Source organism: Rhodococcus sp. WS1 (assembly GCF_003797745.1).
Lineage (GTDB): Bacteria > Actinomycetota > Actinomycetes > Mycobacteriales > Mycobacteriaceae > Rhodococcus_F > Rhodococcus_F erythropolis.
In genome coordinates this window covers 1,175,940-1,188,958 of record NZ_RKLZ01000002.1, presented here as the reverse complement: position 1 = coordinate 1,188,958, position 13,019 = coordinate 1,175,940, and the positions used below count along the sequence as shown (strand labels likewise).

The window sequence follows — 13,019 nt, the reverse complement described above, 5'->3', positions numbered from 1 at the left end:
AACATCAGTTTTGGCGCAGCGAGAATTGTAAAGTGTTGATCCACAACCGGTTGACCGTATCGAGCAGACCATCGAAGGTCACTCCGGCGGCGCCGTCCTCGCCGCCGCGGGATACGAAGTACCCGAACGCAAGTCGACTGATCATCCCGGAGAGTGCCCGAGACGTCAGTAGCGGATCCAGGTTCGCGTCCGCCAGACCGGCTTTCTGCAGCTTCTCGATACTGCGCGCGTTGCGTCGAACAAACGCGTCAGCACGCTCGAGGCGGAGAACCCGGAACTCCGGATCGATACTTGCGACCTGCTCGAGCAATCCCATCAGCTTCGCGTTCCGTCGGTACGCCTCGAGGTACGCGCGGTTGCTCGCCGCGATGACCTCAGCGGGATCCGCGCCTTTCGGAGTGTGCGGCATTCCCGGATGCATCATGTCTTCGCGCGCCAGCTCCATCACAGCCGCGAAGATCTCCTCCTTGCTTGCGAAGTAGGTGTAGAAGGTACCGGCCGAGCACTGCGCCTCCACCGTGATGTCGATCAAACGCGAGTCCAGATAACCGGTCCGTTCGAAGACGGTGCGAGCCGCATCGATCAACGCTCGACGCGTACGCAAACCACGCTGAGTGGAGGGGAGTTCCCGTGACACTGTCGACGAAGCATCTTCGGAGCCTGTGCGTGCTGCAGCCATGCTCCAGTTATACGTCAGACGCCCGCTACCGGTGACCGATAGCGGGCGTCTGTTCGAGACCGAAGGTATTACCTGGCGTAGAGGTGCGCGCCCGGAATTGCGTTCGGATCGTCCCGAACTTCCTTCGGGTTGGTCTCTTTCAGCACCCAAGCGCTGAAGAAGGTCACCAAGCCCATGAGTGCCACGAACACGGCAACCCATGTCGTGGTTCCGGTCTTCGCGATAAGTGCTGTCATGATGAACGGGGTGCCGCCGCTGACCGTGATCGCAGCCAACTGGTAGGCCAACGATGCTGCCGAGTAGCGCACGTTGGGTGCGAACAGTTCACCCATGTATGCCGCGATAGGCCCGTAGGTCATCGACTGGAACACGCTGCCGACCGTGACTGCGATGAAGAACAGCGGCAGGGACTTGGTGTTGATCAACCAGAAGTACGGGAATGCCCAGACCACGATCGCCGCGGCGCCGATCAGGATCATCGGACGACGACCGATCTTGTCGGACATCTTCCCGGACCACAGCACCACGCCGACTGTCAGCAACGCGCTCAGGAGCGAGATGATGAGCAGTGAGTTCCGCTTCAACCCCAGTTCGGTTGTGCCGTAGCTGAGTACGCCGGCAATGCTGATGTAGAACAGTGCATTGGTGGCGGCCAGAAGTCCGCAGCCAAGCAGGATCTTGCGCCAGTGATCCTTGAGCGCCTGCGCCAGTGGAGCCTGAACGACGACGTCCTTTTGGTTCTTCTTGGCGTCTTCCTGCAACTCGAGGAATTCCGGCGTGTCCTCGACCTTCGTCTGGATGTACAGAACCACAGGGAAGAGCAGCGCGCTGGCGAAGAACGGAACCCGCCAACCCCAGCTCAGGAATGCTTCGTTGGAAATGGTCGCGGTCGCGACGAGGAAGACCAGGTTGCCCAGCACTACACCGAACGAGACACCCATCTGACCGAAAGTGCCTGAGAATCCGCGCTTCTTGGGACTCGCGGATTCAGTGAGGAGAAGGACGATTCCGCCCCACTGGCCACCGCAGGCGAGACCTTGGATGAATCGCAGTGTCACCAGAAGAATCGGAGCGACGACGCCGATTGCCGACGCACTAGGGATCGCGCCGATCAGGAACGTCGCGACGGCCATCAGCAACAGGCAGGTGACGACGGCGGGCTTGCGTCCGTACTTGTCGCCGAAGTGTCCGGCGACCAAACCGCCGATGGGGCGGGCAACGAAGCCGGCCCAGAACGTACTGAACGAGAGCAATGTGCCCATCAGTGCGGATGAATCGGGGAAGAAAACATGCGGAAAGACCAGTGCCGCAGCCGTTCCGTACAAGAAGAAGTCGTACCACTCGATGGAACTGCCGAGCAGTCCCGCGCCGAGAAGTTTGCGGTGCGCTTTCTTCTTCTTCCGTTCCTGATCGGACAGGCCCCCTGCCTGCGTGCTCGAATCCACTGCCGATCTCGTCATGGGTTACTCCTCGATGGGTCGGACGCTCGTCGCGCCGGGAGTTGAGAAGTGAAACCGGGCCAGAAGTAGAAACTGACACCAACTTCAACTCTGTGGCGTTGCGATCAGTCTGCGATACAAAAAGAGTGATGTCAATCACTGAAATGCATTGCCGCATAAGGGACTAAATCCCCTATCGATGCTCGCCGATCACCACGACGAATGGCCGGCTCACCTTGTCGGCGGCCGGCAATTCGTTTGTCAGGCAGATCTAGTTCGGTACCCGCAGTTCACGACGAAGAATCTTGCCGCTCACTGTTTTCGGCAGGTCATTCATGACCTCGACGATGCGTGGATACTTGTATGCTGCAAGCCTTTCCTTGCAGAACTCGACCAGATCCTCGGTGGTCGCCTCGGCACCGTCCTTGAAAGACACGAAGGCCTTCACGGTTTCGCCGCGATACGGATCCATGACACCGACGACGGCAGCCTCTCGTACGGCAGGGTGTTCGTAGAGAACATCTTCCACTTCGCGTGGCCACACTTTGAAGCCCGAGGCATTTATCTGATCCTTCATCCGGTCGACGATGTAAAACCAACCGTCGCCGTCCATGAATCCGATGTCGCCGGTGTGAAAACGCCCGTCCGGCATCGCATGTGCGGTCTCGCCCGGCTTGTTCCAGTATCCGAGTGCAACCTGGGGACCGGAGACCACGATCTCGCCGTACTCCCCGATCTGTACCGGCCTGTCGTTCTCGTCCACCACCTCGGCGTACGTATTCGATACCGGAACGCCGACAGCAACGGCCCCCGACGCCGGATCTACCGGCGCTTCACGCGAATTCGGCACCACGATCGCCGGGCTGTTCGTCTCGGTCAGCCCGTAGCCGTTGTGAATGTAGTGACCGAACTTCGCCCGGAACGCTTCCAACGCCGCGTGCGGGATCGGCGCGCCACCTGAATACACCGACTCGAGAGAGCTCAACGATTCCTTCGAGACTGCGGCGCTGTCCGTCCACGCGATGAATACGGTGATCGCTCCGATGATCGCGGTAGCCCGATGCTCCGAAATCGACTCCGCTGCAACGATGGGATGGAATCGGCAGGTCAGAATCGTGGGCGCGCCGGCCAGGAGTGGAGCCGCGACGTGCCCGATCAACCCGGTGATATGGAACAGTGGCGCCACCGCGAACATCGCGCCGCCGGGGCGCAGCCCCAACCAGTCCCGATAGATCTGCGCTGCGAACACGACATTTGCGTGCGTGTTCATCGACCCCTTCGGCGGGCCGGTCGTCCCCGACGTATAAGGAAGGTAGGCAAGGTCTTCCGGGGACAGATCGACCTTCTCGGGCTTCTGTCCTCGATGAGCCTCGATCAGTTCCAATAGGTCCGGAAATCCATCATGACGAATCCTGGACGCCGAACCGAAGATCCGTTCATCGTCGCGCGACTGAAAATCCTGTTCCGACGTGGTGATGACCCGTCGCACTTCGGTGCCCTCGGACGCAGCCGCCACGGTCTCGGCCGAGGACTCGAGACAGATGACTGCTACCGCGCCGCTGTCCGCGAGTACGGTGGACAGCTCACGGTCCCGGTACATCGGATTGACCGGAACGACGACAGCGCCGAGTTTCCAGACTGCGACCGTCGCGATGACGAACTGCGGAACATTCTGCAGGACAAAGGAAACTCTGTCGCCGAACCCGATTCCGTCCACGGCGAGGGCTACGGCAAGCGCGTCCGACATCTCGTCGAGCTCGGCAAAGCTGACAGTCCTGTCGAAGTACCTGATGATCGGGGCGGTGCGATCGCGCTCCAGCGACGCACGGAACATCGCGAGGGCGTTGGCATGCTCGATGTCCACGTTCGGTGGAGTGTCGGCGTCGTAATTGGCGAGCCATGGCTTGCTCTCGTACACGTTGGTCATAACTCAGCTCTCGAAGTACCGACGCGGATTATCCACCAGCATGGTGTTGATCTGATCTTCGGTGACGCCACGTTCGAGTAGCGTGGGAATGACCTGATCGCTGATGTGGGTGAAATTCCAGTTCGGCACTGCGGCTGCCTTGGCCTCACTCGAGAACCAGTCGATGAAGCACGAGGCATCATGTGCCAGAACCATTTTCTCGGCATAGCCTCGGCGGGCCAATTCCACGACGGTGTTCACCCGCTCTTCGAACGGGAGCAGAACATCGAGACCGAAACGGTCCATCCCGAGTAGCGAACCCGCATCGGCAAGTGCACACAGGTAGTCCAGGTCGGTCGAATCACCCGAGTGCCCGATGACGACCTTGCTCAGATCTGCACCTTCCTCGGCCAGAACCTTCTGCGCAACGAGGCCCGATTCCGTGTGCGGGTTCGTGTGAACCGTGATCGGTACCCCGGTTTCGACCTGCGCCTGACCGACCGCTCGCATCACACGCTCGACGCCGGGAGTCAGACCAGGTTCTTCGATGGCGCACTTGAGGAACGACGCGCGGATGTCTGTGCCGGCAATGCCGTCCTTGATGTCCTTCACAAAGAGATCAACCATCGGCTCGCGCACGTCGAACAGCAAACCTGGACCGGTGTAATGGAATTGGAACGGAATGTCGTTGTACGTGTAGACGCCGGTGGCGACGATGATGTTGAGATCGACCTGCTCGTTGATCCGCGCAATACGCGGGATGTAGCGACCGAGTCCGATGACCGTGGGATCGACGATCGTGCTGATCCCTCGCGACTTCAGTTCGGACAGCTTGGTCACCGCATCGGCTACTCGAGCCTCCTCGTCCCAAGGCTCCGGGTAGTCGGGATAGTTCTGACGCATCTCCTCCCCCAGAACGAAGACATGCTCGTGCATCAACACCTTTCCCAGATCGGCTGTGTCCACCGGCCCACGAACGGTTTGTACTGAACTCATCGATCGAACCCCTGACTGTGATCGCCATCACTAACATGAGACAATGAGCTAGTGTGTCTCACGTCGCTTGGTTCGTCAATAGGTTCGATCCACCCGAAGCCCACCTCTGTTCGACCGCCGAAATTGTGCAGTACCGGACAACCGGAGAGAATGTCCCGATGCCTACCGACCTCGAACGCCGACGCGCGATCGACACCGCCGCGAGCATGTACCTCGCGGAGGAACCACTCGACATGTCACTGCTCGCCGAACGTCTCGGAGTAGGCCGCGCGACGCTCTACCGCTGGGTCGGCAATCGCGACGAACTGCTCGGAACAGTGCTGGCCGAGGCCACCGAACGGACATACCGGAAGGCGATGTCACAGGCGTCGGGGCAAGGTCCGGAGTACATCCTCGACGTCTTCGGACGCGTCATGCGGTCGGTGGAATCGTCGACCGAACTGCGAGCGCTGACCAAACGCGAACCGATGGTGTTCATCAAACTCGCGATGATGCCCGGCTCCATCGAATCGATCTCCGCCTCCATCACCGCCGAAATCTTGCAGTCCCAGGTCGACGCCGGCCAACTGACGATCACGCTTTCGCCGCAAGTGCTGGGCGAAGCTCTCGTTCGCATCTGCGACGTACACCTCTACGCCCCTCTACTCGGGCGGGAAAAGGCGGAGATCGAGACGGCCCTCGACCTGATCGCACTGCTCCTCGGCGTCACCCGTAACTGACGGTATCGACTGCGTGAGCGCTGCTGCGACACACCGTCAACCCGAGTCCTCAGACGTCTGACGAGTTGCTACCCTGTCGGTACCCCCACGAGAGGCAAGCCGTGTCCGACGACCACACAGGATTCACCCTTCGCAGTGGTCCGCTGGTACCGCAACTCGAACAGTTGCTGCGCGGGCGAATCATGCAAGGAACGTGGGCGCCGTCCGAGCGCATACCGAGCGAGGCGGCCCTCGCCGTCGAACTCGGCGTCGGGCGTTCCTCGATTCGCGAGGCCATCCGCCTCCTCGCTCGCGACGGACTACTCGAAGTCCGACACGGCGTCGGAACCTTCGTGGCTGCCGCGTCCGAACTCGAGCACGTCGACGAATTCACCAAACTTCTTCGACGCTCGCGGATCCTCGAGGTCTTCGAAGTGCGGCGCGCACTCGAGATCGAGGCCGCCAGGCTGGCCGCGGAGCGGGTACAACCCGAGGATCTCGACGGCCTACGGCGGCGACTGACCATGCGACACAGTCATTTCGAGGGTGATGTCGAGAAGTTCGTCGACGTCGACCTCGACTTCCACACCGAAGTCGTTCGGTTGTCCGGAAACGCGGTTCTGCTCTCGCTGTTCACGTCGGTGCGTCCACTCCTTCGTGAATCCCTCGTCGAGATGATGGCCCACGAGGCCGGCGTCCCCGACACCTCACATGCCCATGATCAGTTGGTCGAGGCCCTTCAAGACGCCGACCCAGAAGCCGCGGTAGCGGCAACCCGAGCAAATATCGACACCGTCTTACGGCGGTTGCGTGTGCTCGACGCCTAAGAGAGGTTAGTTCTCGTGCAACACCCCAATGGCACAGTTCTGTCGACCGAACACGTGGATCTCGTCCGCGACGGCCGATACTTGTTGAAAGACATCAACATTTCGATCGAACCCGGGCAACACTGGGTACTCCTCGGCGCGAACGGTGCAGGCAAGAGCACCCTCCTGAGCCTGCTCGGAGCAACCGCCCACCCCACTCGCGGTTCCGTCTACGTCCTCGGGCACAAGCTGGGCCGAGTCGACATGAGGGAACTGCGGATGGACATCGGGCACGTGAACCCGCGTCACACGATCGGGATTCCGATCACCGTCCGCAACGTCGTGATCACCGGCCTCACCAACACCACCGAGGTAATGCCGCGGTGGTCACCGACGCCGGAGCAAGAGGCTCATGCCGACGCACTGATCGATCTACTCGGGATGAGTCCGCGTTCGGACGCACTGTGGCCCAACTTGTCCCAGGGCGAACGGGGGCGAGCCCTGATCGCCCGTGCACTCATGGTGGAACCACGCCTGCTCCTGCTCGACGAACCGGCGACCGGGCTCGATCTTGCTGCGCGCGAACAGCTCTTGACGGCTCTGGACGATCTCCGCGATCAGAACCCGTCACTTGCCAGCATCCTCGTGACGCATCACATCGAAGAGATTCCGAGCACCACCACACATGCTCTCCTGATCAAGGACGGCGTCGTGACCGCCAGCGGCCTCGCCGAGAATGTGATCACCACCCAGAACATCAGCGAGTGCTTCTCGCATCCCATCGAGATCGAGCGTCGTGGTGGTCGGTGGAATGCTCAGTCGCGGCCACGCGAAAGAGTGTGACCAACAGTAGTTTCAGAGACGTCTGGCGCCGGGCCCCTCCCGGCCCAGTTCGTCTCCAGGGTTGAGCAGGTTGCATGTCTTGAGTGACAGACACCCACAGCCGATACAGCCCGTCAGTTCGTCCTGCATCCGACTGATGGCCTGCTTGCGATCCTCGAGGCGCTGATTCCACTCCGTCGAAATCTTGCGCCAGTCCTTCTTCGTCGGAGTTCGTCCCTGCGGCAACGACCCGAATACTTCGGCAACTTCTGCCAGAGGTATCCCGAACCTGACTGCCAACTGGATGAGCGACACCCGCCGGATCGAGTGCCGCGGGAACTTCCTCATATTTCCTGCCGTCCGCTCTGCAGGAACCAGACCGAGTGTTTCGTAGTAGCGCACCGCCGACACGGCGACGCCGGTGCGCGCCGATACCTCACCGATCGAGAGAAGTTCGTCACTCTTACGGATCATTCTGCCTCCCAATGGCTGCGCGACATTGACCTGAAGCGCACTTGAGATTCTACCTTCGACACCATGCACTCCCCCACCGATGCTCCCGCCGGAACCTGGCGGCAGCTCCTGAGCGGTCGATACCTCGGCACCGCTACCGTCCTCGCAGGCGGCGTCGCGCTGTACGCGACCAACGTCTACCTGACGACCAGCCTGCTTCCGACTGCCATCGACGACATCGGCGGTCAGCAGTACTACGCCTGGACCGCGACGGTCTTCCTCATCGCTTCCGTCATCTCCTCGATGTTGGTCACCAACGTCCTCGCCGCCAGGGGACCGCGCGGGGCCTACCTGATCGGCCTCGCGATCTTCGCGCTCGGCACCGTCGTCTGTGCGGTCAGCCCGACCATGGAATTGCTGTTGGTCGGCCGCACGATCCAGGGTTCGGGAGGTGGCCTGCTGGCTGGTCTCGGTTACGCCGTCATCAATGCCGCGCTCCCCAGACATCTGTGGACCCGCGGGGCCGCGCTGGTTTCGGCAATGTGGGGAGTCGGCACCTTCGCCGGCCCTGCAATCGGCGGCGTCTTTGCTCAATTCGGAGCCTGGCGATGGGCTTTCGGCGTTCTGGTCATCGCGACGATCGCAGTCGCAGCTCTCGTCCCCAGCGCGCTACCGGCACATGAACCGGGCAGCACCACCAGTAGCCCGGTGCCGGTCCTCTCACTGGCATTGCTGACTGCGGCAGCTTTGCTGGTCAGCGTTGCCGGAATTCTGTCCAACCTCGCAGTGACCGCAGCAATGGTTCTCGCCGCTGTGCTGCTACTGATCGCCTTTGTCGCCGCTGACCGTCGCTCGCGCCACGGCGTACTACCGCCGTCGACGTTCAACGCGTCGTCGCTCAAGTGGGTGTACCTGACCATCGTCGTCCTCGCTGTTGCGTCGACCGTCGAGACGTTCATTCCACTCTTCGGCCAACGACTTGCCGGACTGGCACCGCTCGCGGCCGGATTCCTCGGGGCCGCACTCGCTCTCGGCTGGACTCTCGGCGAAATCCCGAGCGCCTCGGCGACTACCCCTCGTATCGTGCGACGAATCGTTGTCAGCGGGCCGATCCTCGTCGCGATCGGGTTGGGCATCATGGCAGCATTTCTCACCGAACACGCCGGCGCCGGTGCGATGGTCGCGTGGGTGATCGGACTGCTGGTCGCCGGCGTCGGAATCGGCATCGCCTGGCCCCATCTTGCAGTCGGTGCGATGACCTCGGTTACCGATCCCGGAGAAGGTGCGCGTGCCTCCGCTGCCATCAACACCGTTCAGCTGATCGCCAATGCCTTCGGCGCAGCCCTGGCCGGAGTGCTGGTGAACATCGGCGAACCGTCGACGCTTCGTTCTGCGCAATTGCTTCTCTTCACCTTCGCCGCTATCGCGATCATCGGCATTGCCGTGGCAGCTCGCGCACTTCCGCGAACGCCCGACAAAATCGACAGCCCCGAAATCGTTCACGACGCTCGCTAAACTGTGGAAAACCCACACGGAGGAGTTGACCAGTGACAGAACCGGATCCGGGCACAGTGGAAACCGACTTCCCGAAAACGGGAGCTCCCGCACAGCGCGCGCTGATCGGAGCGGGCTACACCCATCTCGCGCAATTGACGTCCGTGTCCGAGAAGGAACTCGGCGCTCTGCACGGGATGGGACCGAAGGCTCTGAGGATTCTGCGTGAAGCACTCGCCGAACGCGGCCTGAGCTTCGCCGACTGAGCTCTCACATCAGACCAGGCTCGCCCGAACCTGGTTGCCACCTTCGCGCTTCGCTTCGTACATCACCGTGTCCGCGACGCGGAAGAGTTCGGCAAAGACTTCGTCGACGGACTCACCCGGATGCCGGGGCGCGGTGCGGACCGCCATTCCGATGCTCGCGCTCGTCGGTGGATCATCGGTCGCCCCGTCCATTGCCGAGCGGATCTGTCCTTCCAGCCTCGCTATCACGCTGACCGGCACCCGCTCGACCACGACGAACTCGTCACCGCCCACGCGGGCGGTCAGTGCAGCTTTGGTTGTCCACAGGCGAATGCGCAGCGCCGTTCGCAGGATCGTGCTGTCCCCAACGTCGTGGCCGTAAACGTCGTTGATCGTCTTGAATCGGTCGAGATCGATCACCACTACGAGAACCGCGTCGGCCTCGGTCACCGGAGGCCCCATCAGATCCTTCACCCGACGCGAAAGTCCGCGACGGTTGAGCAGACCGGTCAACGGGTCGATGTCGGAAGTAGTGGCGTCGGATCCCAGAACTGCCAGAACCATTTGGGACACCACGGGAATCACAATGATGGTGGCCATCACGACCGCGATTTTCGCCAACCCCAAGCCGACGTCCGCTGCTGGTCCGAACAACAAAGTCCACCCCGAAAGCACCGTGACAATCGAGGCGAAGACCAAGTGACCGACTTGGAGTTTCGGATTGTGGAAGAACGCAATATAGCCGCCGATCGACGCAAACACGACGCACGCGATGAGCCGTCCCATCGGTTCCGAGTCGGTTGCGGCGGCCGCCGCAATCGCAACGTCGGAACCCACGACAAAGGTGTACGACCACAGCGGCGTCGGCGGAAACAACCACCAGATCAGGGCCGCGCCGACGCACAGGACGATGACCATGAGATTGACCGCTCGCCAGAACGTACCTTGCGGACCGACGTCACTGAATCGCGCCGACAGCAACACCAACCCCATCCAGAGTGCCGTTCCGCCGACCAGCGCCCGGCAGGAAGTCAAGAACCCGCGGTCTTCGAGGTACCTGCTGAAACTATGGAACTGGTCCGGCAACTGCCACCAGCGCATGACAACTTCGACGAAACCCTTCATCGCCGGTCAGCCGATGCAGGTCTGCAACTTTCGGGCACACTTCGACGTAGCGGACAAGCTGATTTCCCCCCGGAGCGCACTGGCATATCCGGCAGCATAGTCAGCTGCAGCAGACAAACCAACCGTTCCGCCGGATTAGCGATCGGGCCTACACCCAGCCCCCTCGGCTACTACTCAGCAAGGATTTGAGTAGCGCTTCGCCCTCCCTGTCATATCGATCAAACGCAGTCACATCGATCAGCTCAGTGCGTCGTAGGCAGCCGATACGTACTGCGCCGATCTCTCGGAACCGAGCAGGCCCGGCCCCATCTTGTTCATCACGTACGAGAAGGTCATGCGCTTCTCGGTGTCGATGATGATCTGCGAGCCACCCCAACCTCCCCAGAAGCAGATTCGCCCCTCCGGAATGAACGGGACGGACTCCGGCGTCGGCAATCCGAATCCGACGCCGAAGCGGACCGGCACACCGAGGACGAGGTCGACCCCGTACGACTGCTCCTCGAAGATCTTGTCGATCGTTTCCTCCGACAGCAGGCGAACGTCACCGACCTTGCCACCGCACGCGATCACCGATTGGATCCTTGCGAGTGCCCTCGCATTCGAATGACCGTTGGCCGCACCGATCTCGGCGGCTCGCCACCCGTCGGTCCACGAACCTGTCGCGTCGGCCGGCGGCGCGGTGAAGGTCTTCACCATGATGTTGTCCATCCCGAGTGCCGCGATGTCTATCGGCAACGGCGGTGGCGCAATCACATTCGAGACTCGCCCGTATTCCGACTTCGGCAAGCCCAGGCGGAAATCAGCATCGAGCGGACCGGCTATTTCCTCGTCGATGAAGCGGCCGAGGGTTCGACCGTCGATGCGCCTGACGACCTCGCCGATCAGGTGGCCGTAGTTGAGGGCGTGATATCCGGATGCGGTACCCGGCTCCCACCACGGGGCCTGCGTCGCCAACCGGGCTGTGGCGTATTCGTCGTCGCAAATGTTCTCCAAGGTGAACGGTTGATCCCACCCCGAAACGCCTGATGTGTGCGACAGCAGTTGCCGGACCTGAATACGGTCCTTGCCCGCTGCTGCGAACTCGGGCCAGTACTGCGCGACCGGGGCATCGAGATCCAGCAACCCGCGGTCGACGAGCATGAGCGCGGCCAGTGCGGTCACGGTCTTACTGCAGGACCAGACGTTGGTGACGGTGTCGCGGGCCCAAGGAGCAGTGTGCTCGACGTCGACCCAACCGCCCCACATGTCGACGACGGATTCGCCGTCGATCGTCAGTGCGATCGCTGCCCCGACGTCCTCGCCGGAATCGAGATTGCGTGCCAGCGCCTCCTTCAAGCCAGAGAATCGCTGGTCACATACGCCTTCGATGTTCGCCACTGACAGCCTCCACAGGAAAGTTAAAACTTGACGTCAACTTCAACTATGTTGAGTATGTGTCCGATTCACCTGTGGTGTCAATCACTTCAAGTGTCAGAGTCGGCTCAGACCAACGGGATTCCCTTGGCGATGCGCCGACGCAGATCCCAGAGATAGAAGTTGTAGGGGAACATCCGCAGAATCTTCGGGCTGAACCGATTGACCAGCGCGGCGACGCGCATGGATCGGTCGAAGTTGCGCTGCTGACGCGCTGACCACGGGAGCCGCATTTCGTCACGAAAGGCCTGGGGCAGGAACCCTGTGGTGACAAATCGGTTGAGCGGACCGACCACGGGATGCAACAACTTCGGCGCGAAGGTCGCCGACGCGATCCCGTAGAGATGCTCACGAATCGTCTCGTCGATCGCCACCTTGTCGAGGTTCTCGTTCCAGTAGACCTCGAACGCATCCCGGTTCGCCGGCCACATGTCGCGTCGCATCTGAAGGGTTGTACCGAACGTGGCGCTTCGCTGATAGAACGCATCCTGGGTGACCGGATCGAGATCCCCGTACAAGATTTTGTAGACGTCCTCGAAGCCTCGGTACAGGCAGGCGGCTACCCACAACTGCAGCTCGGGATCGAACGCGTTGTATTCGACCGCGCTGTTCTCATCGGAGCGAACGTGCTTGTGAGAGCCGTTGACTGCGCGTCGGTACAGCTTCTTTTCTTCGTCCGTCGCCAGGCTCGCGACGGCGAGATACGTCAGCGTCGTCCGGGTTCGCTTCACCGGATGCCGATCCAACCGACCCGTCTCGACCTTGCTCTCATACACGCCGTACCCCACCGCCGGGCGCGCCAACTGCATGATGACGTTGGCGCCTGCGGCCAACAGTCCGAGCCCGGACATCGCCTTTTCGACCTCGGCGTCGATGTCGACCGCCTGGACGCCGACCGCTCCGATGCCGCCCGTCACCGCTTCCTTGCGCCCGTCCATCGAAT

The 13,019-nt window shown here is 61.5% G+C and carries 13 protein-coding genes; 5 read left to right on the top strand and 8 right to left on the bottom strand.

Annotation, left to right across the window (positions count from 1 at the left end):
* Positions 1-4: 4 nt before the first annotated feature.
* From EEB12_RS18035 to EEB12_RS18020, 4 genes are all read right to left on the bottom strand, one after another.
* Positions 5-679 (bottom strand): TetR/AcrR family transcriptional regulator, encoded by a 675-nt coding sequence (locus EEB12_RS18035; protein WP_019745708.1) that lies wholly within the window; start codon positions 677-679, stop codon positions 5-7.
* 68 nt (positions 680-747) lie between these two features.
* On the bottom strand, positions 748-2,139 hold the full coding sequence (locus EEB12_RS18030) for an MFS transporter (protein ID WP_020971085.1): 1,392 nt from the start codon (positions 2,137-2,139) through the stop codon (positions 748-750).
* A gap of 250 nt (positions 2,140-2,389) precedes the next feature.
* Positions 2,390-4,045, bottom strand: a complete 1,656-nt coding sequence (locus EEB12_RS18025) for an AMP-binding protein (protein WP_141488251.1) — start codon at positions 4,043-4,045, stop codon at positions 2,390-2,392.
* Between the two features lie 3 nt (positions 4,046-4,048).
* A complete protein-coding gene (locus tag EEB12_RS18020) occupies positions 4,049-5,020 on the bottom strand; it encodes a phosphotriesterase (RefSeq protein WP_019745711.1) in 972 nt (323 codons plus the stop codon).
* A 158-nt stretch (positions 5,021-5,178) separates the two neighbouring features.
* Here EEB12_RS18020 and EEB12_RS18015 point away from each other — a divergent pair, with 158 nt between their 5' ends.
* The 3 genes from EEB12_RS18015 to EEB12_RS18005 all read left to right on the top strand — a co-directional run bounded on the left by EEB12_RS18015 (position 5,179) and on the right by EEB12_RS18005 (position 7,367).
* Positions 5,179-5,739 (top strand): QsdR family transcriptional regulator, encoded by a 561-nt coding sequence (locus EEB12_RS18015; protein ID WP_003943195.1) that lies wholly within the window; start codon positions 5,179-5,181, stop codon positions 5,737-5,739.
* 101 nt (positions 5,740-5,840) lie between these two features.
* Positions 5,841-6,545, top strand: coding sequence for a FadR/GntR family transcriptional regulator (locus EEB12_RS18010; RefSeq protein ID WP_124568106.1), 705 nt, complete (start codon positions 5,841-5,843; stop codon positions 6,543-6,545).
* A 15-nt stretch (positions 6,546-6,560) separates the two neighbouring features.
* Positions 6,561-7,367, top strand: coding sequence for an ABC transporter ATP-binding protein (locus tag EEB12_RS18005; protein ID WP_046379453.1), 807 nt, complete (start codon positions 6,561-6,563; stop codon positions 7,365-7,367).
* Between the two features lie 12 nt (positions 7,368-7,379).
* Here EEB12_RS18005 and soxR read toward each other — a convergent pair whose 3' ends face one another.
* The gene (gene soxR / locus EEB12_RS18000; RefSeq protein ID WP_020909439.1) at positions 7,380-7,820 is read right to left on the bottom strand and encodes a redox-sensitive transcriptional activator SoxR; all 441 of its coding nucleotides are present in this window, start codon (positions 7,818-7,820) and stop codon (positions 7,380-7,382) included.
* 63 nt (positions 7,821-7,883) lie between these two features.
* Between soxR and EEB12_RS17995 the strand changes: the two genes are divergently transcribed.
* Positions 7,884-9,314 (top strand): MFS transporter, encoded by a 1,431-nt coding sequence (locus EEB12_RS17995; RefSeq protein ID WP_070795540.1) that lies wholly within the window; start codon positions 7,884-7,886, stop codon positions 9,312-9,314.
* Positions 9,315-9,346: 32 nt separating this feature from the next.
* Positions 9,347-9,559, top strand: coding sequence for a hypothetical protein (locus EEB12_RS17990; protein ID WP_020971089.1), 213 nt, complete (start codon positions 9,347-9,349; stop codon positions 9,557-9,559).
* 9 nt (positions 9,560-9,568) lie between these two features.
* Here EEB12_RS17990 and EEB12_RS17985 read toward each other — a convergent pair whose 3' ends face one another.
* The 3 genes from EEB12_RS17985 to EEB12_RS17975 form a co-directional block, all read right to left on the bottom strand.
* Positions 9,569-10,663, bottom strand: coding sequence for a GGDEF domain-containing protein (locus EEB12_RS17985; protein WP_042953148.1), 1,095 nt, complete (start codon positions 10,661-10,663; stop codon positions 9,569-9,571).
* 237 nt (positions 10,664-10,900) lie between these two features.
* Positions 10,901-12,040 (bottom strand): serine hydrolase domain-containing protein, encoded by a 1,140-nt coding sequence (locus EEB12_RS17980; protein ID WP_047888998.1) that lies wholly within the window; start codon positions 12,038-12,040, stop codon positions 10,901-10,903.
* Between the two features lie 104 nt (positions 12,041-12,144).
* On the bottom strand, positions 12,145-13,014 hold the full coding sequence (locus tag EEB12_RS17975; RefSeq protein WP_141488698.1) for an oxygenase MpaB family protein: 870 nt from the start codon (positions 13,012-13,014) through the stop codon (positions 12,145-12,147).
* Between the last annotated feature and the right edge of the window lie 5 nt (positions 13,015-13,019).

Coding starts and splice junctions, on each gene's coding strand:
- EEB12_RS17995 (WP_070795540.1), top strand. CDS start 7,884: ATGCACTCCCCCACCGATGCTCCCGCCGGAACCTGGCGGCAGCTCCTG.
- EEB12_RS17975 (WP_141488698.1), bottom strand. CDS start 13,014: ATGGACGGGCGCAAGGAAGCGGTGACGGGCGGCATCGGAGCGGTCGGC.
- EEB12_RS18015 (WP_003943195.1), top strand. CDS start 5,179: ATGCCTACCGACCTCGAACGCCGACGCGCGATCGACACCGCCGCGAGC.
- EEB12_RS18035 (WP_019745708.1), bottom strand. CDS start 679: ATGGCTGCAGCACGCACAGGCTCCGAAGATGCTTCGTCGACAGTGTCA.
- EEB12_RS18020 (WP_019745711.1), bottom strand. CDS start 5,020: ATGAGTTCAGTACAAACCGTTCGTGGGCCGGTGGACACAGCCGATCTG.
- EEB12_RS18025 (WP_141488251.1), bottom strand. CDS start 4,045: ATGACCAACGTGTACGAGAGCAAGCCATGGCTCGCCAATTACGACGCC.
- soxR (WP_020909439.1), bottom strand. CDS start 7,820: ATGATCCGTAAGAGTGACGAACTTCTCTCGATCGGTGAGGTATCGGCG.
- EEB12_RS18030 (WP_020971085.1), bottom strand. CDS start 2,139: ATGACGAGATCGGCAGTGGATTCGAGCACGCAGGCAGGGGGCCTGTCC.
- EEB12_RS17985 (WP_042953148.1), bottom strand. CDS start 10,663: ATGAAGGGTTTCGTCGAAGTTGTCATGCGCTGGTGGCAGTTGCCGGAC.